This is a genomic window from Bradyrhizobium sp. KBS0727 (assembly GCF_005937885.2).
In the GTDB taxonomy this organism is placed as follows: Bacteria; Pseudomonadota; Alphaproteobacteria; order Rhizobiales; family Xanthobacteraceae; genus Bradyrhizobium.
The window spans coordinates 4,280,052-4,305,089 of record NZ_CP042176.1 but is presented as its reverse complement, the minus strand read 5'-3'; the positions used below and the strand labels follow the sequence as shown (position 1 = coordinate 4,305,089).

22 protein-coding genes are annotated in these 25,038 nt (G+C 63.3%); 11 read left to right on the top strand and 11 right to left on the bottom strand.

Translation table 11 applies throughout. The features are described from left to right. Positions 1–120: 120 nt before the first annotated feature. The 7 genes from fabD (at position 121) to gmk (ending at position 6,807) form a co-directional block, all read left to right on the top strand. Positions 121–1,074, top strand: coding sequence for an ACP S-malonyltransferase (gene fabD / locus FFI89_RS20035; RefSeq protein ID WP_138829407.1), 954 nt, complete (start codon positions 121–123; stop codon positions 1,072–1,074). 22 nt (positions 1,075–1,096) lie between these two features. Then, positions 1,097–1,834: a 3-oxoacyl-[acyl-carrier-protein] reductase gene (gene fabG / locus FFI89_RS20030; protein WP_138829406.1), complete on the top strand. Its 738-nt coding sequence runs from the start codon at positions 1,097–1,099 to the stop codon at positions 1,832–1,834. A 315-nt stretch (positions 1,835–2,149) separates the two neighbouring features. After that, positions 2,150–2,389: an acyl carrier protein gene (locus tag FFI89_RS20025; RefSeq protein WP_027536714.1), complete on the top strand. Its 240-nt coding sequence runs from the start codon at positions 2,150–2,152 to the stop codon at positions 2,387–2,389. 97 nt (positions 2,390–2,486) lie between these two features. Further along, positions 2,487–3,752, top strand: coding sequence for a beta-ketoacyl-ACP synthase II (fabF, locus tag FFI89_RS20020; RefSeq protein ID WP_138829405.1), 1,266 nt, complete (start codon positions 2,487–2,489; stop codon positions 3,750–3,752). A gap of 126 nt (positions 3,753–3,878) precedes the next feature. Beyond that, the gene (gene mltG, locus FFI89_RS20015) at positions 3,879–5,156 is read left to right on the top strand and encodes an endolytic transglycosylase MltG (protein WP_138829404.1); all 1,278 of its coding nucleotides are present in this window, start codon (positions 3,879–3,881) and stop codon (positions 5,154–5,156) included. Between the two features lie 106 nt (positions 5,157–5,262). Further along, the gene (locus FFI89_RS20010) at positions 5,263–6,150 is read left to right on the top strand and encodes a YicC/YloC family endoribonuclease (protein WP_138829403.1); all 888 of its coding nucleotides are present in this window, start codon (positions 5,263–5,265) and stop codon (positions 6,148–6,150) included. Positions 6,151–6,153: 3 nt separating this feature from the next. Continuing rightward, positions 6,154–6,807: a guanylate kinase gene (gene gmk / locus FFI89_RS20005; protein WP_138829402.1), complete on the top strand. Its 654-nt coding sequence runs from the start codon at positions 6,154–6,156 to the stop codon at positions 6,805–6,807. 91 nt (positions 6,808–6,898) lie between these two features. Here the strand turns inward: gmk and FFI89_RS20000 are convergent, their stop codons facing one another. Then, complete coding sequence (locus FFI89_RS20000; RefSeq protein WP_138829401.1) at positions 6,899–7,882, bottom strand: hypothetical protein; 984 nt, start codon at positions 7,880–7,882, stop codon at positions 6,899–6,901. Between the two features lie 370 nt (positions 7,883–8,252). On the opposite strand from FFI89_RS20000, the gene FFI89_RS19995 reads away from it, so the two are divergent. Then, entirely contained in the window at positions 8,253–9,236 is a 984-nt protein-coding gene (locus FFI89_RS19995; protein ID WP_138829400.1) for an ABC transporter substrate-binding protein, read from the top strand. A gap of 125 nt (positions 9,237–9,361) precedes the next feature. On the opposite strand, the gene FFI89_RS19990 is transcribed toward FFI89_RS19995, so the two are convergent. From FFI89_RS19990 to lptF, 8 genes are all read right to left on the bottom strand, one after another. Beyond that, complete coding sequence (locus FFI89_RS19990) at positions 9,362–10,630, bottom strand: ABC transporter substrate-binding protein (RefSeq protein WP_138829399.1); 1,269 nt, start codon at positions 10,628–10,630, stop codon at positions 9,362–9,364. Positions 10,631–10,779: 149 nt separating this feature from the next. Then, the gene (locus FFI89_RS19985) at positions 10,780–11,838 is read right to left on the bottom strand and encodes an alcohol dehydrogenase (protein WP_138829398.1); all 1,059 of its coding nucleotides are present in this window, start codon (positions 11,836–11,838) and stop codon (positions 10,780–10,782) included. Positions 11,839–11,880: 42 nt separating this feature from the next. Then, positions 11,881–12,747 (bottom strand): 16S rRNA (adenine(1518)-N(6)/adenine(1519)-N(6))-dimethyltransferase RsmA, encoded by an 867-nt coding sequence (gene rsmA, locus FFI89_RS19980; protein WP_138829397.1) that lies wholly within the window; start codon positions 12,745–12,747, stop codon positions 11,881–11,883. Then, the gene (pdxA, locus tag FFI89_RS19975) at positions 12,744–13,748 is read right to left on the bottom strand and encodes a 4-hydroxythreonine-4-phosphate dehydrogenase PdxA (protein WP_138829396.1); all 1,005 of its coding nucleotides are present in this window, start codon (positions 13,746–13,748) and stop codon (positions 12,744–12,746) included. The genes rsmA and pdxA overlap by 4 nt, the downstream gene beginning before the upstream one ends. After that, the gene (locus FFI89_RS19970; RefSeq protein WP_138835491.1) at positions 13,748–14,689 is read right to left on the bottom strand and encodes a SurA N-terminal domain-containing protein; all 942 of its coding nucleotides are present in this window, start codon (positions 14,687–14,689) and stop codon (positions 13,748–13,750) included. The genes pdxA and FFI89_RS19970 overlap by 1 nt, the downstream gene beginning before the upstream one ends. 75 nt (positions 14,690–14,764) lie before the next feature. Further along, positions 14,765–17,182: an LPS-assembly protein LptD gene (locus tag FFI89_RS19965; protein WP_210249160.1), complete on the bottom strand. Its 2,418-nt coding sequence runs from the start codon at positions 17,180–17,182 to the stop codon at positions 14,765–14,767. 77 nt (positions 17,183–17,259) lie between these two features. After that, on the bottom strand, positions 17,260–18,357 hold the full coding sequence (gene lptG, locus FFI89_RS19960; RefSeq protein ID WP_138829394.1) for an LPS export ABC transporter permease LptG: 1,098 nt from the start codon (positions 18,355–18,357) through the stop codon (positions 17,260–17,262). Continuing rightward, the gene (gene lptF / locus FFI89_RS19955; RefSeq protein ID WP_138829393.1) at positions 18,354–19,523 is read right to left on the bottom strand and encodes an LPS export ABC transporter permease LptF; all 1,170 of its coding nucleotides are present in this window, start codon (positions 19,521–19,523) and stop codon (positions 18,354–18,356) included. The genes lptG and lptF overlap by 4 nt, the downstream gene beginning before the upstream one ends. Positions 19,524–19,886: 363 nt before the next feature. On the opposite strand from lptF, the gene FFI89_RS19950 reads away from it, so the two are divergent. The 3 genes from FFI89_RS19950 to FFI89_RS19940 all read left to right on the top strand — a co-directional run bounded on the left by FFI89_RS19950 (position 19,887) and on the right by FFI89_RS19940 (position 22,672). Next, entirely contained in the window at positions 19,887–21,386 is a 1,500-nt protein-coding gene (locus tag FFI89_RS19950; protein ID WP_138829392.1) for a leucyl aminopeptidase, read from the top strand. 150 nt (positions 21,387–21,536) lie between these two features. After that, positions 21,537–21,989: a DNA polymerase III subunit chi gene (locus tag FFI89_RS19945; RefSeq protein WP_138829391.1), complete on the top strand. Its 453-nt coding sequence runs from the start codon at positions 21,537–21,539 to the stop codon at positions 21,987–21,989. 176 nt (positions 21,990–22,165) lie between these two features. After that, complete coding sequence (locus FFI89_RS19940) at positions 22,166–22,672, top strand: hypothetical protein (RefSeq protein WP_138835489.1); 507 nt, start codon at positions 22,166–22,168, stop codon at positions 22,670–22,672. Positions 22,673–22,702: 30 nt separating this feature from the next. On the opposite strand, the gene abc-f is transcribed toward FFI89_RS19940, so the two are convergent. Continuing rightward, positions 22,703–24,583 carry a ribosomal protection-like ABC-F family protein gene (gene abc-f, locus FFI89_RS19935; RefSeq protein ID WP_138829390.1) on the bottom strand — a complete coding sequence of 627 codons (1,881 nt, stop codon included), beginning with the start codon at positions 24,581–24,583 and terminating at the stop codon, positions 22,703–22,705. An 85-nt stretch (positions 24,584–24,668) separates the two neighbouring features. Further along, complete coding sequence (locus FFI89_RS19930) at positions 24,669–24,923, bottom strand: hypothetical protein (RefSeq protein ID WP_138829389.1); 255 nt, start codon at positions 24,921–24,923, stop codon at positions 24,669–24,671. Between the last annotated feature and the right edge of the window lie 115 nt (positions 24,924–25,038).

Here is a 25,038-nt window from a genome sequence, read left to right as displayed (position 1 = left end):
TTTTTCGCGTTCCGTTCTACTTTGCATGGGGTTGTTTTCGCGATTTTCTATCCCGCAACGCGGCTTGACATCCCGGCCCCCGTCAGTGTCTTACGGCCTCTTGTTTTAGAGGGAGCGCCGATGACGGCTGCATTTACATTTCCGGGGCAGGGTTCGCAGGCGGTTGGCATGGGCAAGGCCCTGGCGGAGGCCTTTCCGGCCGCGCGGGCCGTGTTTGACGAGGTCGACGCGGCGCTCGGCGAGAAGCTGACCGCGATCATCTGGGATGGCCCGGCCGAAACCCTCCAGCTCACCGAAAACGCCCAGCCGGCCCTGATGGCGGTCTCGCTCGCCACGTTGCGCGTGCTGGAGACCGAAGCGGGCTTCTCGGTCGGGCGGGATGCCGCTTACGTCGCCGGGCACTCGCTTGGCGAATATTCGGCGCTGGCCGCGGCCGGCAGCCTCAGCATCAGCGACACCGCGCGCCTGCTGCGCATCCGCGGTTTGGCCATGCAGAAGGCGGTGCCGGTCGGCGTCGGCGCGATGGCCGCGCTGCTCGGGCTCGACTATGAGGCGGCCACCGCGGTTGCCGCCGAAGCCGCGCAGGGGCAGGTCTGTCAGGCCGCCAACGACAATGGCGGCGGGCAGGTGGTGGTGTCCGGCGACAAGGCCGCGGTCGAACGCGCACTCGACATCGCCAAGACCAAGGGCGCCAAGCGGGCGATGCTGCTGCCGGTATCCGCGCCGTTCCACTGCAAGCTGATGCAGCCCGCCGCCGACGCGATGGCGAAGGCCCTGGCAGACGTGACGATCAACGCGCCGGCCTCGCCGCTGGTGTCGAACGTGCTGGCTTCAGCCATCACCGACCCCGACGAGATCCGCCGCCGGCTGATCGAACAGGTCACCGGCACCGTGCGCTGGCGCGAGTCGGTCGCTTACATGGCGGCCCACGGCGTTAACAGGTTCTTTGAGATCGGCGCCGGCAAGGTGTTGAGCGGGTTGGTCAAGCGCATTGCCGACGGCGCGGTCGGCGTGTCCGTCAGCGGGCCCGGCGACATTGCCGCCGCCAAGGACGCATTGGCTGCGTCGGCGTAACGCTGCGGTTAAGGAGAATACAATGTTCGATTTGACGGGCAGGACGGCGCTGGTGACCGGCGCGACCGGTGGCATCGGCGGGGCGATCGCGCAGGCGTTGCACAGACAGGGTGCGACGGTGGCGATTTCCGGGACCCGCCGCGAGGTGCTGGATTCGTTCGCCGGCCAGTTGGGCGAACGCGTCCATGTATTGCCGTGCAACCTCTCCGACAGTGCCGAGGTCGAGGCGCTGGTGCCCGCGGCGGAAGCCGCGATGGGACAGGTCGATATCCTGATCGCCAACGCCGGCATCACCCGCGACAACCTGTTCGTGCAGTTGCGCGACGAGGACTGGGACGACGTCATCAAGGTCAACCTGACCGCGACCTTCCGGTTGGCCCGCGCCGCGACCAAACTGATGATGCGCAAGCGCTTCGGCCGCATCATCGCGATCACCTCGATCGTCGGCGTCACCGGCAACCCCGGCCAGGCCAACTACACCGCCTCGAAGGCCGGAATCATCGGCCTGATCAAGACGCTGGGCGCGGAATATGCCAAGCGCAACGTGACCGCCAATTGCATCGCGCCGGGATTCATCAAGACGCCGATGACCGACGCGCTCAACGACAAGCAGCGCGAGACCATCCTGACCAAGGTTCCTGCCGCACGGTTGGGGACGCCGGAGGACATTGCTGCAGCAGCGGTCTATCTGGCTTCGAACGAGGCCGGCTACGTCACCGGCCAGACGATTCACGTCAACGGCGGAATGGCCATGATTTGAGCGATTTACCGGCCCGGCCGATGCGGCGAAAGGCCGTTTCGGGCGGTTGGGCGAGGCTTGTAGTCAAGGCTTGGGAAGTATGATAACCGAACCCCCGACGGATGGGCAAAGAAGGCCATTGCAGGATTTTGAAACCCTGTATATTGGCGTGGCGTCGCCTGCCGTTCGCCGGGCTTTGTCGGCTACCACCGGGCCGAATCAAGACTATGCGCGATAGCGAAGGAAGTTTAACGACCACGATGGCTCGTAGCGTCTCTGTAGCGTCGCTGTAGCTTCTTGGGGTCGGGTCCAATGGAACAAGCACGAGGTTGAACGATGAGTGAGATTGGCGAGCGGGTTAAGAAGATTGTTGTCGAGCATCTCGGTGTCGAGCCGGACAAGGTGGTCGACGCTGCGAGTTTCATCGACGACCTCGGCGCCGACAGCCTCGACACCGTCGAGCTTGTGATGGCATTTGAAGAAGAGTTCGGTTGCGAAATTCCCGATGACGCCGCCGAGACGATTTTGACCGTCGGCGACGCGACCAAGTTTCTCGAAAAGAACGCGAAAAGCTGACGTCCCGGGCGCGGTACGACAGAGCCGGACGGACCGTTGTTGAACGGTCCCCCGGTTTCTTGTTTTGGGCCGTCAGTTTCGGGCTGGAGTTTTTGACATGAGACGGGTTGTCGTCACGGGGCTGGGCATGGTTACGCCGCTCGGCTGCGGCGTTGACACAACGTGGGCGCGTATCCTCAACGGCGAAAGCGGCGCCAGGAAGATCGAGACATTTGAAGTCGCCGATCTCTCCAGCCAGATCGCCTGCGTAATTCCGCGCGGCGACGGCTCCGAAGGCAGCTTCAATCCCGACCAGTGGATGGAGCCGAAGGACCAGCGCAAGGTCGACGACTTCATTATCTTTGCGATGGCCGCGGCGCGCCAGGCGCTCGACGATGCCAACTGGCATCCCGAGTCCGAGGCTGACAAATGCGCGACCGGCACTCTGATCGGCTCGGGCATCGGCGGCCTGTCCGGCATTGCCGACACCGCGCTGCTGCTGAAGGAACGCGGTCCGCGCAAGGTATCGCCGTTCTTCATTCCGGGCCGGCTGATCAATCTGGCTTCCGGCTATGTCTCGATCGAGCACGGTCTCAAGGGACCCAATCATTCCGTCGTGACGGCCTGTTCGACCGGCGCGCATGCGATCGGCGACGCCTCGCGGCTGATCATGCTCGGCGATGCCGACGTCATGGTCGCGGGCGGAACCGAATCGCCGATCTGCCGGCTGGCGATGGCGGGCTTCTGCGCCGCGCGCGCGCTCTCGACCGGCTTCAACGAAACGCCGGAAAAGGCCTCGCGCCCCTATGACAAGGATCGCGACGGCTTCGTGATGGGTGAGGGCGCCGGCATCGTGGTGCTCGAGGAATACGAGCACGCGAAAAACCGCGGCGCGAAAATCTACGCCGAAGTGGTCGGCTACGGCCTGTCGGGCGACGCCTACCACATTACGTCGCCGGCGCCGGACGGCGACGGCGGCTTCCGCAGCATGAGCGCGGCGCTGAAGCGCGCCGGCATTTCCGCATCCGATCTCGACTACATCAACGCGCACGGCACTTCGACGCAGATCGGCGACGAGATCGAGCTCGGCGCGGTGGAACGGTTGCTCGGCAACGCCGCTTCGAAGGTGTCGATGTCGTCGACCAAATCGTCGACCGGGCACTTGCTGGGCGCGGCCGGCGCCATCGAGGCGATTTTCAGCATCCTCGCGATTCGCGACAACATCGTTCCGCCCACCATCAATCTCGAAAATCCGTCGGTGCAAACCGCGATCGATCTGGTGCCGCAAACGGCGCGCAAGCGTGAGATCGATGTCGCACTCTCCAATTCCTTCGGTTTCGGGGGTACCAACGCCTCCGTGATCGTGCGGCGCGTGATTGATTAGCAAGTGTTTAGGACGACTCCACCGTTTTGCCGTATTCAGCGATGACTTCTAAGTGTGGGCGTATGCTATTGGCAGGGCAGGGGTTTGCTAGGCCACGATTGAACCGGCAGGATTCAGGTTGCATCGATGAGTGAGAGGCCGCCCATTTCACCACGGAGCCCGCGGGCTGCGCTGGAGCCCGAGCAGGTGCCGCCGCCGCCGAAGCGGTCGGAGCGCGCCCGCAATCCATTCGTCGTGATCGGCAATGCCATCATCACCATCCTGATCATCCTGATGATCGGCGCGGGGACTGCATATTATTACGGCAGGCAATTGCTGGAAACGCCGGGCCCGTTGCAGGAAGACAAGGTCGTCAACATTCCCGCGCGTGCCGGCAAACGCGACATCGCCGACGCGCTGCAGCGCGAGGGCGTGATCAACGTCAATCCGTGGCTGTTCATCGGCAGCGTGTTTGCGCTGAAAGCGAGTTCCGATCTCAAGCCGGGCGAATATGAATTCAGGAAGAGCGCCAGCCTGCGCGACGTCATTGCCACCATCGTCGAGGGCAAGGTGGTGCAGCACTCCGTCACCATCCCCGAAGGCCTGACCTCGGAACAGATCGTGGCGCGGCTCACCGACAACGACATCTTCGCAGGCAGCGTGCGGGAAGTGCCGCGTGAGGGCACGCTGCTGCCCGAGACCTACAAGTTCCCGCGCGGCACCACGCGCGATCAGGTGATCCAGCGCATGCAGCAGACCCAGAAGCGGGTGCTTGCGGAAATCTGGGAGCGCCGCAACCCGGACGTTCCGATCAAGTCGCCGGAGGCGCTGGTCACGCTGGCCTCGATCATCGAGAAGGAAACCGGCAAGGCCGACGAGCGCAGCCGCGTCGCCGCGGTATTCGTCAATCGCTTGCGTCAGAAGATCAAGCTGCAGTCCGATCCGACCATCATCTACGGCCTGGTCGGCGGCAAAGGCACGCTGGGTCGACCGATCAAGCGCTCGGAGATCACGCAGCCGTCGCCCTACAACACCTATGTGATCGACGGTCTGCCGCCGGGCCCGATCGCCAATCCCGGTCGCGCCTCGCTGGAAGCGGCCGCCAACCCGGCGCGCACGCGCGACCTGTTCTTTGTCGCCGACGGGACCGGCGGGCATACCTTCACTGAAACCTACGACCAGCATCAGAAGAACGTCGCCAAGCTGCGGGCCATGGAAAAGCAGATTCAGAACGACACCGTCGAACCGGCCGACGAACCGCCGCCGGCGGCCGCGGCCGGTGCCGCCGCCGATACCAATCCGACCGCAACGACGACCAAGCCAGCGGCGCCGAAGAAGCCCGCGCGTCCGGCGGCGCCAGCCGCTGCACCTGCCCGCCAGGGCGCCGCGCAATCGACCACAACGCCGCCGGTGATTCAGCGTTGACGCCTACGTTGCGGATTGGAAGCTAATTCCACTTTGGCGGAAATCGTTTTAAGGTCGCGGTGTTCCCAGCGAGTCCCGCAACCCGCCTTTCGGAGAGATTGACGCCATGGCGCTATCGAGCATGACCGGTTTTGCCCGGAGCCACGGCGCCAGCGGTCCCTACACGTTCGAATGGGAATTGAAATCGGTCAACGCCAAGGGCTTTGACCTGCGGCTGCGGCTGCCGCCGGGATGGGACGAACTCGAGGCCACGGCCAAGAAGCGTGCCGGCGAGGTTCTCTCGCGCGGCACGGTATACGCCAACCTCAACGTCAAGCGCACCGATGCGGTCTCGACGGTGCGCATCAACGAGAATGTGCTGGCCTCGATCATCAAGGTGGCCGGCGAACTCGGCGGCAAGATCGACGCGGTGGCGCCGAGCATCGACGGTCTGCTGAGCCTCAAGGGCGTCATCGAGGTCGTCGAACCCGAGAGCGACGAGGCGGAAGAGAAGGCGGCAAAGGCCGCGGCGGCCGCGGCGTTCGAGCAGGCGCTCACCAATCTGGTCGAGATGCGACGCCGCGAGGGCACGACGCTCGGGCAAATTCTGCTCCAGCGCATGGACGAGATTGAGAAGCTGGCGAAGAAGGCCGAGGCCGCACCCGGCCGCAAGCCCGAGGCGATCAAGGCGCGCCTGGCCGAGCAGATCGCAGCGCTGCTCGAAACTTCCGAGCGCTTCGATTCCGACCGCCTCAATCAAGAAGCGATCCTGATCGCGAGCAGGGCCGACATCCGCGAAGAACTCGATCGCATTGCCTCGCATGTTGCCCAGGCGCGCGAAATGATCCGCAAGGGCGGACCGGTCGGGCGGCGGCTCGATTTCCTCGCCCAGGAATTCAACCGCGAGGTCAACACCTGTTGCTCCAAGTCGAACGATCTGGAATTGACCCAGACCGGGCTCGAGATGAAAAACGTGGTCGAGCAGTTTCGCGAACAGGTCCAGAATCTGGAGTGAACGATGACGACTGTTGGCTTCGACGGGGTGGAACGGCGCGGACTGATGTTCGTGCTGTCGTCGCCGTCGGGCGCGGGCAAGACCACGCTGTCGCGCATGTTGATCGAGCAGACGCCGGGCCTGAAAATGTCGGTCTCGGCGACCACACGGTCGATGCGCCCGGGTGAGGTCGACGGCCGCGATTATTTCTTCGTCGACAAACCCAAATTCGAGGCGATGGCAGGCCAGGGCGAATTGCTCGAATGGGCCACCGTGTTCGACAACCGCTACGGGACGCCGCGCGCGCCGGTCGAGACCGCGCTGTCGGCCGGGCAGGACGTGCTGTTCGACATCGACTGGCAGGGCACGCAGCAACTGCGGGAAAAGGCCTCTACCGACGTCGTCAGCGTGTTCATCCTGCCGCCGTCGGCTGCCGATCTCGAGAAGCGGCTTCATACCCGCGCGCAGGATTCGGACGAAGTCATTCGCGGACGCATGGACCGTGCCAGCCACGAACTCAGCCATTGGGCCGAATACGACTACATCGTCGTCAACCAGGACGTCGACGAGGCCTTTGCCGAAGTGCAGTCGATCCTCAAGGCCGAGCGGCTCAAACGTGTCCGCCGCAGCGGCCTGACCGAGTTCGTCCGCGGCCTGCAGCGCCAGCTGGAAAAATAGTCATAGCGTTTTCAAGCGAGAGCCTGCCCCGGAGTCGATCCGGGGTGGCCGCCGGTTCGCGTCAAGAAAACGCGTCAAGACATAGAGCGCATCAGTTTTGCGCGCTGCGCGCCAGCCGCGACAGCATTTCCGTCACGCGCCGCTCCGGATCGTCGGGCGCGCGCGGATCGTGGGAATCGTCACGACGCCACATCGGAACGCCCTCATCGGGCAGCATCGACGGCGAAGAACGTTCGCTGTGGGAAGAGCGCTCGCTATCGACCGAATCCCAGATCGCGCGACGGTTGTTGCGAATCTCGGGCCGGCGGGCCCGCGCGCGGCCGAACCGGTAGATCAGGCTCGCGGTGATGCCCGCCAGCGCCAGCGCACCGGCCATCACCAAAAACAGCATCTGCATCGACGCCGACTGCTTTGCCATCGATGAGTCGGCGGCGGCAAGTGCGACCGGTGCCGGTGCGGGCGGTGTCGCCGCCTGGTTACTTTCCGGCGGCGCGGCCTGCGGTTCGGCGGCGGCGGTACGGAAAGCGTTGGACGCGCTCACCTCGGAGCTATCCGGCCAGCGCGTGGCGACCGTCGACGACGGCGTCGTTGTATCCGGGGCGCTTGCGGCCGGACTATTTTGAAAACTGGGCGCGGGTGCCATGCTTTGAAAATTGGGCGCAGGCGCCATGCCGACCGTCCGCGATTCGGGAACGGCGACCGGTTCCTGCTCGACGCGCTGCTGTGCGGAGGTCAGTTCGGCGTGCGCGTTCGCGACCGATTTTCGCACCGTCGGGCGCGCTGGCGCAGGGGCCGGATCGGCCGCCGCGGTATCCGGCGCAGCGTCAGTGGATGAGTCCTGCGGCGCGGCGCGTGCGCTCTTGTCGTTCTCGTCGCGCAGATACCAGCATTGGCGCTTGGTGCCGCGTTCAAGCCGATAGTACCAATGGCCGCCCGCGGGTGTTTTGTCTTTCGGTGCCGTCAGGCAGTTGTCTGCGGCGGCTTGCGCGTGGATATCCGTCACAGAGGTGAGATTGGCCCCCGCCAGAATACTGGCGAACAGGGCCGCGACGAATTTCGCTGAGCGGTTTGACATCTAGATCCCCGGTAATGACGCAACGTTTGACGCCCCAAATCTCGTTAAAAACTTGGGTGGCAATGAGCCGCAATTCCGGAGCGGGCAGGGCTTAATTGGGGCTCGCAAGCCGCACCTCTAAGGCGGGCCGCAGCCTAAAAAAAGGCAGGTGAAATCCGTTGTCCGGTTGAAGTCCGGTGACTGGCACAACCATCGGATCGTCGTTCGATAATTTCTTTGGCGCGAACTCGGTAGCATAGCGAACATGGGCAGATTTGCCGCTGGTTCGCCCCTGTAGCGAATGACCCAAACCTGATGTCGCTACATCGTCCGGCCCCTGTCCAAGTGCTCACTTAAGGCGATACTATGCCTTGTCCGGCTAGGGGCGAACATGAGACGACGCAAGTTCTTGACACTTCTCGGCGGTACGGCTGCTTCTGTCGCAGCGCCGCAGCAGCTCGGTGCGCAGGTTCCGGGTCGGGTTTATCGGCTTGGCGTTCTGATCCCCAGTACACGACAAACGCCTCCCGTTGTTGCATTCTTCGACGAACTGCGGCTGAACGGCTTTATCGAAGGCCAAAACCTTGAAGTCATACCGGGCGGCCTGGATATTCGTAACGAGCAAGTGGCCGAACAGGTGGCGACCATCCTCAAGGCCGCTCCTGATGCGATTGTAAGCGGCGGCCTGTTCGGCAACCGCGCCGTCCAGGCGGCTAATCGAGCGTTTCCGCACGTGGCAATATCCGAAGACATGGTCGGCGATGGATTAGTCGCCTCGCTCGCGCGTCCAGGTGGCAACACCACGGGCATCAGCATTCTCTCGCCAGAACTCGACGGAAAACGCCAGGAATTGCTGATTGAGGCAACGCCTGGCGTGCGAAACGTCGCGGTATTGGTCGATTCCAATACTACCGCACCACAGCACCTAGAACAGCTTCAGGACGCAGCACGAGCGCGCAATATCGCGCTTTCTATTTTGGCCGTTGCCAAGCCCGAGGAAATTGGCCCAGCCATGGATAAGGCGAAGGCCTCCGGCGCGCAGGCTTTAAATGTGCTGGCTTCGCCCTTATTAGGTAACTACTCCAACGGCCTTTTTGTCATCGAGCGCGCGGCCGCATTGCGCTTACTGACTATCCATCAATGGCCGGATATGGCGGAGGACGGTGGATTTGCCGCCTATGGTCCGCGTATGACGGAAATCTTTCGCCAAGAGGCGCGGATGATCGTCAAGGTGCTGCGCGGCGCGAAGCCAATTGACATTCCGGTCGAGCAGCCGACCCGGTTTGAGTTGGTGATCAACCTCAGGACTGCGAAAGCTATTGGACACGAAGTCCCAGCTAACCTCATGCTACGAGCCGATAAGGTGATCGAATGATGTGGCCACTTCCGGTCATGGGCACTTAGCAGACATGCCGAACGCCAGCGCGAATGTTAGCTTAGCAGACCTCGCAAGTCGCCCGGCAGAGTTGTGGGTTCACGGCCTAATTGCTCTCGGGCACGCTAGTTGCTCTCGATCACGTCGCTGAACAGCACGTAGCGCTCGCCGTTGAAGCGGACCAGCCGCATCTGCTTGATCGGCCGCAGATCGGTCGGGGTGGTCTTCAGCCGGATGCCCGGCAGCAGCAATGGCAGTTCCATGTCGAGATGCGACGCCTGCTTCATGATGTTCTCGCGGGTCAGATCGTCGCCGCACTGCTTGAGCAAAGCGACTACCGCGAAGCCGATATTGTAGCCGTAGGGCGCGTAGTAGTCGCTCTTGTTGATGCGCGGATTGTACTTGTCCATCCAGACGTTCCAGGCCTTCATCGCGGGATCATCGGCCCATTGCGGATCGGCCGGGTCTTTCTGATAGGCGGCGGAGATGATGCCCTTGGCGGCGTCGAAGCCGGCCGGCCTGATCGCGCCTGCAATCGACGAGCCGACGCTGGAGACGAATTCCTGCGGGTGCCAGTCGATATCGTAGGCCTTGCGAATGGCCTGCGCTGCGAATTTCGGCACCGAGATGATGAAGAAGACGTCGGCGCCGGAAGACTTCAGCGTCACCACCTGGGAGTCGACGGTGGGGTCGCTGGTGTTGTAGGTCTGCGACGAGATGATCATCGTCGACGCCTTGTCGCCGAGCCCGCGCTTGAATCCCATCAGGTAATCGCGGCCGAGATCGTCGTTCTGCGAGAGGATGCCGATCCTGGCATTGGGCATGGTCGACAGAATGTAGCGGGCATAGATCTCGCCCTCGGACGCGTAATGCGGCGTCCAGCTCATCGTCCACGGATAATGCTCGGGATCGTTGAAGACGGTCGCGCCGGTGCCGATGAAGAGGTGCGGGACGTGCTTCTGGTTGATGTACTTGTACACCGCCATGTTGGTCGCGGTGCCGACCGGATTGACCAGGAACGACACTTCGTCGCTCTCGATCAGGCGCCGGATCTGTTCGACCGTCTTTGGCGGGCTGTAGGCATCGTCGAGGCTGATGAAGTTGATCTTGCGTCCGTTGACGCCGCCTTGTTCGTTGATCATCTCGAAATAGGCGGTGGCGGAGATCGCGCCGGCGGCATAGGCGGAGGCGGGGCCGCTATAGGGCGTCGTGGTGCCGATCTTGATCTCGGTGTCGCTGACCCCCGGGCCGTAGCGCTTCTGCGCCAGCGCAGGCGCCGTCAGGATCGCGAGCACCACCGCCATGCAAGCGGCAAGCTTCGCAGGTGCCGCGTAAGCGGCCAGCTTCGCAGGTGCCGCGCAAGCGGCGAGCTTCGAATGAGTCCCGGAAGCCATCAGCGTCTCCCTCTGTCAATCGCGAAGCGTTGAGCTTTCCCGGCTCCGATCGTGCCGGAGCCGGGGGCTCTATTTTTTTGAAGCTTTCCTTTCTCGAAACGTTCGAGAACCTGAAACATTCGGGAATGTCGTGTTCAGAGGGCTCCGCGTCAGTTCTTCAACACGATACGTCCAACCACCTTGCCGGCCCGCAGCTCTTCGATCCATTTCTGGACGTCGGCCATTGGCTCTTCCTTCATCGGCGTCGGTTTGATCTTACCGGCGCGTGCCAGCGACATCAACTCCTTGGCCTCTTCGAGCGTGCCAACCATGAAGCCTTCGATGGTCATGCGCTTGTAGACCCATTGCACCATCGGCAGGCTGAAATTGCCGCCCATCAGGCCGGAGACCACGATCTTGCCGCCGCGCGCCACGACCGCCACCGCAAAGGCCATCGATTTCTCGTTGCCGGCAAAATCGACGATCTCGTCGAAGCCGCCATCGGTCTCCTTGATCATCCGCTTGACGACGTCAGGCTCGGACGGGTCGTAGGCCACGGCCGCGCCGTTCTGCAACGCGGACTCGCGCGCGGCGGGGCTGAGATCCGCCACCGCGATCTTCTGCTTGAACATCGCTTGCGCGAACGAAAGCCCCATCATGCCGACGCCGCCTAAACCGATCAGCAGCAAATTGCGCTGCCGCGGACGATCGACCAGCCGCTTCAACGCGCCATAGGCGGTGACGCCGGAACACATCAGCGTTGCCGCCTGGTTGACCGGCAGCGGATCGTAATCCAGCAGGTATTTGGCGTCAGGCACCAGCACGTGGCTGGCGAAACCGCCGTCGATCGAGACGCCGAGGAAGCGCTGCTTGACGCAAAGGTTTTCATCACCGTTGGCGCAGTCGCGGCACTGGCCGCAGCCGATCCAGGGGAAGACCGCCTGCTTCTTTCCGATCAGGTCCTTCGAGGCGTCCGGCCCGACTTCCTCGACGACACCGGCGATCTCGTGGCCGAGCGTGAACGGCAACGTCATGCCTCGCGTGGTGTCGAGCTTCTTGCCGCCGCCGAGGTCGGCATAGCCATCCTGGATGTGAAGGTCGGAATGGCACAAGCCGCAGCGCTCGATGCGGACGAGAACTTCGCGTCCTTGCGGCTTCGGTGTGTCGACAATGGTTTCGCACAACGGTGCGTCGAATTTGACCAGCGACTGGCGACGCATCAGCGCCATGGCATGTTCTCCTTGCAGGATAGCTTTTTGGAAAGCGGATGTTCAGGAAGGCTGCGGTTTTGTCTTGCGTATATCGGTCAATTCGCGGGCCATGGCAACAAAACCGGAGACCGGGATCGTCTCGGCGCGGCGGGTGGGATCGACGCCCGCGGCGGCGGCCAGCGGCGCCGGATCGACCGACAGCGATTTGAGGCTCTGCCGCAGCATTTTTCGGCGCTGGCCGAAGGCCGCGGCCGCCACCTGCTCGAGTGCGCGGCGGTCGCATGGCTCGGGTGTGGCGCGCGGCACCAGCCGCACCACCGAGGAGGTGACCTTGGGCTGCGGCACGAAGGCCGCAGGCGAAATGTCGAACAGGATCTTGGTCTCGGCGCGCCAGTTGGCGAGCACCGCGAGCCGGCCATAGGCCTCGTCATGCTCGCTGGCGACGATCCGCTCGGCGACCTCGCGCTGGAACATCAGCACCATGATGTCGTACCAGGGCGGCCACGGCTCGATCGAGAGCCAGTCCACCAGCAAAGCGGTAGCGATGTTGTAGGGCAGGTTGGCGACGATCTTGGCCCGCTCGCCGCCGAGCATCGGACGCGGATCGAAATGCTGCGCGTCGGCGTGCACGATCTCGAGCCGGCCGGGATAGCGTTTGGCGATATAGTCGAGCGGCGCCAGCGCCCGTTCGTCGCGCTCGACCGCGATGACGCGCTTGGCGCCGAGCGCCAGCAGCGCCCGCGTCAGTCCGCCGGGGCCGGGGCCGACCTCGATCACGGTGGCGCCTTCGAGCGGACCGGCGGCGCGGGCGATCCTTGCCGTCAGGTTGAGGTCGAGCAGGAAATTCTGGCCGAGCGATTTGCGCGCAGATAGCTGGTGTTCGCGGATGACGTCGCGCAGCGGCGGCAGATCGTCGATCGCGCTCATGCCGATCCAGCGGCGGCCATCCGCGCGGCGAGCCGCAACGCCGCGACCAGGCTCGACGGATTGGCCTTGCCGGTGCCGGCAATGTCGAAGGCCGTGCCGTGATCCGGCGAGGTGCGGATGAAAGGCAATCCCAGCGTGACGTTGACGGCGTCCTCGAACGCAATCGTCTTGATCGGGATCAGTGCCTGATCGTGATACATGCAGATCGCGCAGTCATAGGTTTGGCGCGCGGCCGGATGGAACATCGTATCCGCCGGCAGCGGTCCCCGTGCATCGATGCCGTCGCGGCGCAGGATCTCGATCGCGGGCGCGACGATGGTGATGTCTTCGGTGCCGAGCGAGCCGTCTTCGCCGGCATGCGGGTTGAGGCCGGAGACGGCCAGCCGCGGCGCGGCAAGGCCGAAGCGGGCCTTGAGGTCCGCAACCGCGATGCGGGCCGTCGTCACGATCAGTTCGGTCGTGAGCTGCGTCAGCGCCTCGCGCAGCGAAACATGGATCGTTACCGGGACAACGGCGAGCGTCGGCGACCACAGCATCATCACCGGCTGCGGAACAGGGCCGCCATTGGCGGCAAGCTCGGCGAGAAATTCGGTGTGGCCGGGATGGTTGAACCCGGCGCGGTACAGCACACTCTTGGCGATCGGGTTGGTGACGACCGCGCTCGCTTGTCCGGTCCGGACATGGTCGACCGCCTGCCGGATCGAGGCGAGCGCCGCGTTGGCGCTGGTGGCGTCCGGCAGGCCGGGTCGCGCCGTGGCGTGTTCGCCGGTTGCGACCACGGGCAGGGCGCTCGCAAAGGTTACGCTCGCATCCCCGGGTCCGACATCGGCGAGTTCGACCGTCAGTCCGAGGATCTTTGCGCGCTCGGCGAAGAAGGCGCGATCGCCGAGCAGATAGAATGGCGGGAGGTCCAGTTCACGGCGCCGCAGCCAGGCTTCGAGGGCGATATCGGGGCCGATGCCCGCCGGCTCTCCGGATGTCAGCGCCAGGGGCTTTGCCATCAGCGATATTCGATCATCGCGGCCTTGCGGATGTCGTCCAGATATTCCTTCGATTTCTTCTCGTATTTCTGCTGGAACATCTTGTCGCGGATTTCCCGCTTTTTCGGCGAATCGATCTTGGTCGGCTTCCTGTCGCACAAGGCCACCATCTCCACGCCCTGCTTGGTGATCTCAGGCGGGGTCAGATGGCCGATCGGCGTCTTGTCGAGCAATTCGCGAAGCGGTACCGGAAGATCAGCCGAGGTTTTGGTGACGGAGTCCCGGATCGCCGCATTCTGCATCGACTTGAAGTAGGCATTGGCCTGCTCGCAGGTCTGGACGCGTTCGCGCAGGCTCTCCGCTTCCTTCTTTCGCAATTCGATCGCCGTCGGCGCCGAACCGCGCGGCACGATCAGGACGATCGGCCGCAGCTTGTATTCGAACGCCTCGGTCTGGATCGCCTCGCCGCCTTCCTGGGCTACGGCGGCGACGTCCTTCTCGCCGACCTGCAGGCTCTCTTTGTAGCGGCCGCGCACCAGGCTGGTCCAAACCATTTCGGCCCTGAGGCGGGCCTTCAGGGTGTCGGGCCGGATGCCCTGGGCCTCCAGCGTCTTCGTCAGTTGGTCGGGCGAAATTCGCATCCGCGAGCTCATCCCCGCATAGGCCTCATCGATGTCGCTCGAAGTCGGGTCGACGCCGAATTTCTTGGCTTCCTTGATCTTGACCTTTTCATTGATCAGTTCGTTGATCACGTCCTGCCGCGGCATTTGCTGGCGGGTGGTCAGGGCATTCAGCTTGGTGCGCTGCTCGATATCGTAGTTGGTGATGGGTTCGCCGTTGACCATCACGGCTACGGTCTGCGCGTGCAGCGGCGAGGCGCCAGACGTCAGGAGGCCGAGCACGATCGCGCAACCGGCGACCAGCGACCACAGGCGATGATGGGGGGGATTTGGGGTCGTCATGGTCATGTCAGCCGTATCAACCAATTCGATTCCTGCGGTGCCACGGACGCTCACGCGCACGGGGCCGGCCACGCGCTATTGAAGGCCGCCGCCCGCGGCCGTTGAGGACGATGTCGCAATGGTCCGCAGGCCGATTTGGAACATGAACGCGTGGGCGAGCACAGGGGCGGTAACGCCGGTGGAATAGTTGTAGGACGTCACGTAGTTCGCAGCCAGCACGAAACAGTCGTCCACGTAACCGGCGCCGACGATGTACTGGTTGATCTTGTTGGCTTCAAGGTCCCAGCGCGCCGAGCCCGACACCACCCAGTTCGCCGCCACCTTGACCGAAGCGGAACCGAGCAGGCCTTCGCGCCGGGTCAGGTATCCGAGTTCTGGCTGTGCGGCATAATTGCCGTACATCAGGCTGACCGACCAGCGGTCGAACGCCGCGCGGCCCTCGGCCTCGAAGCGGTTGACGTTGAGCGTCGCTTCATCCATGCGCGAACGCACGCTGAACGTATAGGTTCGGTTCGGCGAGTAATTGACGCGGGCGACGTAGTCGGATCGCGCGTTCTGCAGGCCGGAGTCGAGGCCGGTATTGGTCATATCCGCGACCGCAAACGAATTCAGGCCGAACAACTGGTAGGACTGTCCGAACAGCATGTTGATGCTGCCGCCGCGGTCGAATTGCGTGGTCGCCTGCACGCCGACATTGGCGCGGCCGCCGCCTTCGACGCGGTCATAGCCCGAGAATTTATCGACCGAGAACAGGTTGCTGGCATCGAACACCAGGCTCTGTGCGTCTTCGTTCGGGATCTTGCCGGCGTAAGTTTCATTGGGACGAATGATGATCTGCGCGATCGGCTCGATCGTGGTGGTGCCCCAGGGCTGAACGTTGATGAAGGGATAGCGATATTCGAGGCCGATGGTCGGCATCAGGCGCAGCGCGTTGGTATCGCCGACCGGGAGGAAGTTCGAGACGCCGGGCTGGTTGGAGATCGAGGCGTTGATGGCGTCGGCGCGCAGGATCGCAAACGGCGTCCAGATCTCGCCCGCGGAATCGGTGAATGACCGCCGCCATTGCGCTTCGGCCGTCAGCCGCGTGTAGGTGCCGGGCATGCCGCGGAGCAGGCACTGCGAAGGTGTCCGCGCCATCGGATCGGCCGACGTCGTCAGGCACAGGCCACTGGTGTTGGCCAGTGTCGTGATCGGATCGAATACCGCGGTCGAGCGCGTCAGGCTGGTGAAGTTGGTCTTGTAGCTGAATTCGCCACCGAAGATCGGGCTGTTGATCACGTTGCTGTAGTCGACCACCGGATGAACGACAGGAACGGAGCTCTGGTTACCGGAGTAGCTGAGATAGTAGATCGTGCGCGCGTCGAAGAAGCTGCGACTGCCGACGCCGGTCAGATAAAGTTGCGAGATCGCTTCGGTCGGCAGATTGAGGAACGATTGCAGTGGATCGCGATATTGCGCGAGCCGGTAATCGGTCATGAAGGCGTAATCGGACAGCGCCACGCCTTCCCAGCCCCAGGTCCATTTGTCGTTCAGTGCGAACTGGCCCTTGGTATCGATGCCGCCGCGGAATTGGCGATCACCGGGCAGGCCGGCATAGGCCGACGGGTTGAGCTGGTCGATGCCATAGGCACGGATCTGGTAGGCGCCGTCGATCAGGCGCTGGCGGAACTCGCCCTGGAACAGCACGCCTTGGCGGCTGGTGATGCGCGGGCTGAAGGTCGCGTCATAGTCCGGCGCGATCGCCCAGTAGAACGGAGTTTCGATACCGACGCCGTAGGCCGTAACGGTGCTGAAGCCGGGCATCAGGAAGCCGGTCTTGCGCTTCACGGTGGGATCGGGCGTCGAGAAATACGGCAGGTAGGCCATCGGCACGCCGAAGAACTCGAGCTGCGCGTTCTCGAAGTAAAGCATCTTGTCGGTCTGGTCGTGGATGATGCGCGCACCCTTGACCTGCCACAATGGCGGCTTCTTCGGATCATCCTTGCACGCAGCGCAGGCGGTATAGACGCCGTTTTCGAACACGGTGTAATTGCCGCTGGAACGGTCGGCGCGGGTCGCCGCCATCCGCGTCGCGTCCGCCGAGTCGACGCGCAGCGAATCGACGAAACCGTCACGGTAATCGTCGCTCAGATCCATGATGTTGGCGTAGGTGACCTTGCCCTCGGCGTCGGTCAGGCGAATGTTGCCCTCGGCGTGCAGGCGCTTGGTCTTCTGGTCGTAGATGACCTTGTCGGCCTCGATGCTGGTGCCGTTGTAGAACATCTGCACGTTGCCGACCGCCGACACGCGCTGGTTGTTGTAGTCGTAGTCCACCTCGGTCGCCTGCACGAGCATCTGCCCGTCATTCTTGGCGGGCCGTGGCGGCGGCTTGGGCGGTCGCGGATTGTAGGTGAAGCTCTGCGCCGAGGCCGGCACTGTCAGGGCAAGATCGATCGCTCCGGCGAAAACCAGGCCGGCAAGCAGGGCGATCACGGGGGCGCCGACGGCGGCCATGCGGGTTCGATGGCGGCGCAGCAGGGTGCGCCGCCCGAACGCGGGCGACCTCAACTGGAGGGCGGCGACAACGGCCACTACCCGTCCTCCTGGTACAGCAAGGCCAAAAAGCCGGTGAGGCCACCCACACAGACGGGTAGCCACGCGGCAGCGATGGGATGCATCAACTCAGCCTTGCTCAAATCCTCAGTAACTTTCGACAGAACGTAGAGCAGAAAGCCCGCACCCACGCCACTCAAAACCATCTTTTGCACGCCGCCCATCCGGAAGAAGCGCAGGCTGACGGAAGCCGCCAACATGACCATTGCAGCCAGCAAAAACGGCTGTGCGATGAGCTTATGGTACTGCAGCCGGTAGCCTGCGGTCGCGAAGCCCGAGCTCTCGGATGATCGGATGTAAGTCGGTAGTTGCCAAAAAGACACGGTCTCCGGGGTCGAGAAGCTGTTTCGGACCTGGGCCGGGGTCAGGGTGGTCGTGAGATAGTAGGTGTCCTGGTCGATCGGCGGCTTGTCGAGGGAGTATCTACGTACCGATTTGAAGGCCCAGCGTCCTTCCTCGAGGGAGGCTTCGCGGGCTTCGATTCGCTCCTTGAACTGGAGGTCGGTATCGAAGCGGAACACGGTCAGCCCGGTCAGCCGGACGCCCTGCTGCTCGCTGCGGGCGGCGTTGATGATCGACTGGCCGTCGCTGTTGATCTGGTTGAGCCAGAATCCCGATGCGTCCTGGATACCGCCGCCCGGCGCCGAGCCGAACAGCTCGGCCTCCATCCGCTTGGAGAGTTCGCGCAGATTCGCCGACATCGGATTGTAGGCGGTGGTCGCGATGATCCCGAGCAGGATCGAGCTGCCGAGCGCCGGTGCGATGAACTGCCAGGCGGAAACGCCGGCCGCGCGCGCCACCACCAGTTCCAGCCGCCGCGACAGCGCGAGGTAGCAGGTCATGGCGCCGATCAGGACGCAGAACGGCATCAGCTTTTCGAGCAGTTGCGGCACACGAAACAGCGACGTCTCCGCCACCGTGATCGCGGACGCCGACGCGAGCCCTGAGGTCTTGCGGACCATTTCGATGTAATCGACCAGCACCAGCAGCACGAAAATGCTCGCAAAAACGCCCACCGCCGCGATCAGGAAGCGGCCGGCGAAGTAGCGCCCGAGCGTATTGGTCATCATGCTCATGCGGCGACCGGCCGTCCGAACAACCGCGCGATGCGCGCGTTCGATCTGTTGATGGCCTCGATCAGCGCGGCCGGCGGTTCAACTACGATGCCGCCGAGAATCATCCACAGCCCGGCGGCAATGGCGGCGATCAGCATCGAATACTGGACGAGGGCGGCGGCAGGCGTCTTGACCGTCATGACCGAACAGGCGAATCCCGCCATCCGCAGGCCGAACACCGCGAAAATCGATCCGCCGATCGAAAAATTGCGACTCTGGCGCGTGGTGCGCGGCGTGCCCAGGAACGCGAAGGTCAGCACCGCGAATGCAAAGGGATAGACCGGCGACAGCAGCCGGTCATGCAGTTCGGCGCTGAACTGCCCGGACAATTTCTCGAAAATCGGATCGTCGGCCGGGGGAGAAAAAAGCTCCCAGAGATAGCGTTCGCGAATTCCGAGCGTGACGTCGCGGCCTTGATTCGAGAATTTCGACATGTCGAACGCATAGCGGCCGAAGGCCACCAGCGCCGGGTCGCGTTTTCCCGCCTCGAAACGTTCGAGATTGCCGTCTTCGAGCACCAGATAGGAACCGCTCTCGTTTTTCAGCACCGTGCCGTGATCGGCAATGATGGTGACGCGCTCCTTGGGATCTCTGCGGTCGTCGACGAAGATGCCCGCGAGCACGCCGCCGGGCAGGCGTTCGCGGATGCGAATCGTCAGGTTCTGGTCAAGCTGGGCGAAGCGTCCCGGCTGCAGGATGTTGGTCAGGATGTCGGCGGTGATTTCGGCATCCCATTGCTTGATCCGGCGCATGCCGTCGGGGGCGAGATAGGCGCCGATGAAGGCGACCATCAACGCCACCACGCAGGTGGCATAGAAGAACGGGCGGAACAGCCGGAACGGCGAGAAGCCGGCGGCATTCATCACGATGATTTCCGAATCGGTCGCGAGCTTGTTCAGCGTGTGCGAGATCGCGATCATCAGCGCGATCGGCGCGATGATCAGCACCAGCGCCGGGATCACCAGGCTGGTGATGCCGAGAAAGGTAATGATGGTCTGGCCCTGGCTGGTCATCAGGTCGATGCCGCGCAACGCCTGCGTAATCCAGATCACGCCGGTGAGGCTGACCAGAACCAGCGCAAACGACGCAAGCGTCGTGCGGAAAATGTACTTGTCGATCGACCCCATCGCTACCGTACGGTCCCACCTTGCGCGCCCAAAGAGCGGCTTCCGACCAACCCCTCTTTGAGGGGTCCCCTTGGTCGCGCCGCCCGCCGTCCAGTCGTCTAGCTTCTCACTACCATCCCTTTGATCCGTCAACAAAATGGCCGGGCCGTGGCACCCTTAGGATATGGTTAATAATTCACTTGATGTGGCCTTCCGGCCACGCCGGCGCTTGGCAGTGTGCCGCCTCACAGGCCATAGTGCCGGAAACCTGCGGTCTCGAAGCGATTTTGGGCCGTTGCCGATACGAGTGTTCAATTTGACCCGGGCCGCGCCCGGGGCGATTCCCTGCTCTGCACACAGCCCTGAATTTTGGAGGATTTGCCCATGTCCGACGCCGTCAAGGTCGGCTTTGTTCCGTTTTCCGCAGCGTCGCGCGGTGTTCTCGTGGTGTTTTGCGATGACGCGCTGAAATTCGGGCCGGCAACGCGGAAGGCGCTTGGATCGGCGGCCAATACTGTCAAGCGCGCGGCGGCGGCCAACCAGTTCAAGGGCAAGAGCGCGTCGACACTCGACATCCCGGCGCCGGAGGGAATCAAGGCAGATCGCCTGATCGTCGTCGGCACCGGCAAGCCGGCCGACATCAAGGCAAAGGACTTTCTCAAATTCGGTGGCGTGACGGTCGGCAAGCTCAACGCCGCCAGCGAGGCCGTCACCGTCATCGCCGAATTGCCTGACGGCGCGATGGACGCCGATGCCGCGGCGGCGATCGCGTCGGGTATCCGGCTGCGCGCCTATAAATTCGATCGCTACAAGACCAAGAAGAAAGACGAGAACGGGGTTTTGCGCGCCGACATTTCGATTGCCGTCGGCGATGTCGCCGGCGCGCGGAAGGCCTTTGCGCCGGCGTCGCATGTCGTCGACGGCGTGATCATCGCGCGCGAACTCGTCAACGAACCGCCGAACGTGCTTTATCCGATCGAATTCGCGCGCCGCGCCAGCCAGCTCAAGAAGCTCGGCGTCGATATCGAGGTGCTCGACGTCAAGGCGATGACCAAACTCGGCATGGGCGCCTTGCTCGGCGTGGCCCAGGGCTCCACGCAGCCCGGCCGCATGGTGATCATGCGCTGGAACGGCGGCAAGAAGGGCGATCAGCCGGTCGCGTTCGTCGGCAAGGGCGTCTGCTTCGATACCGGCGGCATTTCCATCAAGGGCGCCGCCGGCATGGAAGATATGAAGGGCGACATGGGCGGAGCGGCCTGCGTGGTCGGGCTGATGCACGCGCTGGCCGCGCGCAAAGCCAAGGTCAACGCGGTCGGCGCAATCGGCCTGGTCGAGAACATGCCCGACGGCAACGCCCAGCGGCCGGGCGACATCGTCACCTCGATGTCGGGGCAGACGATCGAGATCATCAACACCGACGCCGAGGGCCGCCTGGTGCTGGCGGACGTGCTCTGGTACGTGGCGAAAAAGTTCAAACCCAAGTTCATGATCGATCTCGCGACGCTTACCGGGGCCATCTTGGTCGCACTCGGCACCCAGCATGCCGGGCTGTTTTCCAACAATGACGAACTGGCGGAGCGGCTGACCAAAATCGGCCTCGATACCGACGAACGGGTCTGGCGCATGCCGCTCGGTCCCGATTACGATAAGATGATCGACTCGCAATTCGCCGACGTGAAGAACGCCGGCGTGCGCAATGGCGGTTCGATTACCGCCGCGCAGTTCCTGCAGCGGTTCGTCGACAACACGCCGTGGGCCCATCTCGACATTGCCGGGACCGCGATGGGCGCGCCGAAAACCGAAATCAATCACAGCTGGGGTTCGGGCTACGGCGTTCGCCTGCTGGATCGGCTGGTTTCGGAATATTACGAAGCCAAAAAATAACCATAGCGTTTTCGAGCGAAGTGGACACCGGTTCTCGTAAAGAAAACGCGTCAAAACAAAAGAGCAGAGCCCGGTTCTGATTCAATCAGAGTCGATAAGGCTCTGGCGCAACAGCTTGAGCAACAGCGTGATAAATCTGGTTGAGGTCGGATGACGGAAGTCCTGTTCTACCATCTGCAGAACATGTCGCTTGAAAGCGTGCTGCCGCCCTTGCTGGAAAAATCGCTCGAGCGCGGCTGGCGCGTGGTCGTGCAATCGACCTCGCAGGAGCGCACCGAGGCGCTCGACGCCCACTTGTGGACCTACAGCGACGATTCGTTCCTGCCGCACGCCACCTGGCGCGCCGGCGACGCGCAGGATCATCCCGTCATCCTCTCGATCGAGGAGGGCAATCCGAACCGCGCCAATGTCAGGTTCCTGATCGACAATGCGGCGCTGCCGGCGGACGCCGACAGCTACGAGCGGGTGGTGCTGGTTTTCAACGGCGACGACACCGAGGCGCTGAGCGCGGCCCGCGGTGCCTGGACCGATTGCAAGGCGCGGGGATTTGAGGTGACCTACTGGCAGACCGACGACCGCGGCCGGTGGCAGCGGCGGCAATAGCGATATCTGGCAATTAATGATAATCTGCGGTTTCTGCCCTGGACCTTGCGGGCAGCCACGGTCGTGCCGCAAAGTGGTGTTGGGACAAATAGTTACAGTACAGGGTTACGGTAGGGCGGGAGCCAGGGTCTAGCGTGCGAGACGGAACCATCGGTCGAAAACCATTGCTGACGTTGATGTTGCTCGGGCCGGTGCTCGCGGGCTGCTCGGGTACGCCCGATTGGCTGAGCAAGGATGCCGACTGGTTCTCGCGTTCCGGCCGGGTGTTCATCCGCAACGTTTCGATCGAAACCCCGCCGCTGTCTCCGAACAAGGCGGTGACGCCGGATGAGTTGGTCAGTGCCGATGGTGCATGTCCGGGAATGGCAGGCCCCGGCACGGACGCCAATGCGCTTGCTGACGGTGCGGCAGGCAGTCCGCCGCCGCCTTCGACGACCGGAACGGTAGCACTCGGCCACACCGAATGCGACGTGGTGCGCGGCATTGGCGCGCCCGACAGCGTCAATCTTTCAAATAACGCGCGCGGCGATCGTGTGGCCGTCGTCAACTACTCGCACGGCCAGCGCGCCGGCATTTACACCTTTACCGCGGGACGCCTGACCTCGATCGAACGCGGCGCCGAGCCGGTGGTGCAGCCCAAGGCCGCCAAGCCGAAGACCAAGAAGAAACCCGCGGCGACGTAAGCTTCGTCGTACCCGAAGCTCGCAGACCCGTTATCCCGCCGCCTGGTCGTATTGCGAACTCGCCTCGAGCCAGGCTTCTTCGGCGCGTTGCAACGCGCTTGCGGCGCCGGCGCGCGCCTTGCTGAGCTGGGCGGCCTGCTTGGGATCGCGACTGAACAGATCCGGCAGCGCCAACGCGGCGTCGATCTTGGCGATGATGCCGTTGATGCGTTCGATCTCGGCCTCGGCCTCGGCGATCTTCTGCTTTAGCGGCGTCCGCTTTTCGCTTTTTCCGCGTTCCGGCTTCGTCGTTTCCTTCGCGTTGTCGCGCTCATTGCCGCGGTCGCGCGAGTTCGTGCGCATGCCGCGCGCCGACAGGACCATGCGCCGGTAATCGTCGAGGTCGCCGTCATAGGTCGTAACTTTCTGATCGGCGACGACCCACAATTGATCGGCGCAGGCTTCGATCAGATAGCGGTCGTGCGAGACCATGATGACGGCGCCCGGATAATCATTGATCGCTTCGGCCAACGCTGCGCGACTGTCGATATCGAGATGGTTGGTTGGCTCGTCGAGGATGATCATGTTGGGCGCTGCGAATGTGGCGAGGCCGAGCAGCAGCCGCGCTTTCTCGCCGCCGGAAAGGCTCCTGACCAGGGTATCGCCGGCCTTGCCGGAGAAACCGATCGCGCCGACGCGCGCGCGCACCTTGCTCTCGGGCGTGTCGGGCATCAGCTTGCGGACGTGATCGTAGGGCGAGCCGTCCAGATTGAGCTCGTCGACCTGATGCTGCGCGAAATAGCCGACCGACAATTTTTCCGCGCGCGTGACCCGGCCGGAGAACGGCGGCAGCTTGTTGGCCAGAAGCTTGACCAGCGTCGACTTGCCGTTGCCGTTGGAGCCGAGCAGGGCGATGCGGTCATCGGTGTCGATACGCAACGTGACGCGGTTGAGCACGGGCTTCTTCGGATCGTAGCCGACCGAGACCTCATCGACCGCGATGATCGGCGGCGACAGCATTTTTTCCGGCGCCGGAAATGAAATCTCGCGCACGTCCTGCGTGACCAGCGCGGTGACCGGCTTCATCCGTTCCAGCATCTTGACGCGCGACTGCGCCTGGCGGGCCTTGGAGGCCTTGGCCTTGAAGCGGTCGACGAAGGCCTGCAGTCGCTTGCGCTCGTCGGCCTGGCGCTTGGCGTGCTTGGCATCCAGCATCTCGCGGGTGGCACGCTGTTCCTCGAACGAGGAATAGGTTCCCTTGTAGAGGGTCAGCTTGCCGCGATCGAGATGCAGGATCTGGTCGACGGAGGTATCGAGCAGGTCGCGATCATGGCTGATGACGATGACCGTGCGCGGATAGTTCGCCAGATGATCTTCCAGCCAGAGCGTGCCTTCGAGATCGAGATAGTTGGTGGGTTCGTCGAGCAGCAACAGATCGGGCGCCGAGAACAGCGTTGCGGCGAGCGCCACGCGCATGCGCCAGCCGCCGGAGAACTCCGAACAGGGCCGCGCCTGATCCGCGGTTGAAAATCCGAGACCGCTCAGGATCGCGGCGGCGCGCGCCGGCGCGGAATGCGCGTCGATGTCGACCAGCCGGGTCTGGATTTCGGCAATCCGGTGCGGATCGTGGGCGGTTTCCGCTTCCTGCAGCAGCGCGTCGCGCTCCAGATCGGCCTTCAGCACCACGTTGACGAGGCTTTCCGGGCCGTCGGGCGCTTCCTGCGCGAGGCTGCCGATGCGCCAGCGGGGCGGCAAGGTGATGCTTCCGGATTCAAGCGGCAGGTCGCCGCGAATCGCGTGAAACAGCGTCGATTTGCCGACCCCGTTGCGGCCGACAAAGCCGACGCGCGCGCCGGGAACGATCTGTACCGAGCTGTCGTCGATCAGGAGCCGTCCGGCAATCCGGATCGAAATATCAGTGATTGAAAGCATGCGGCCTTGTCACCGCTGCCGCCCGCAAACGCAACCCATTTATTGGTGAAATCGGCCGTCTCGATGGCCCTTAACTCGATAGCCCTTAATGCAGCTCGCCGTCGCGCCGGCGCAGTTGATCCACGAGCTGCCGTAATGGCTGCGACAGTTCGGCTTCCGGGCGCAGGCTTTGCTGCAGCCGTTCGCCGATCGCGTCGCAGATCGAGCGGGAGGTCTTGTGGTCGATTTGTTCGAGATTGCTGTTGTCTTGAGCATTCATGGCTGATCTCTCGAAGCGTTCCATCCCGCAATTTTCGCAAGAATCGATGATCCGTTGCTGGACCAAGTCGCCGAGGGCCATTTTGTTTCCGCGTTGCATGGTCACATCCATTCGCGTGCAGATAACCGGGCCGCTCATGAGCGATTGGTTCCGGCGAAACAAAAAAAGCCCCGGCGCGGTGGCCGGGGCGTCCAGT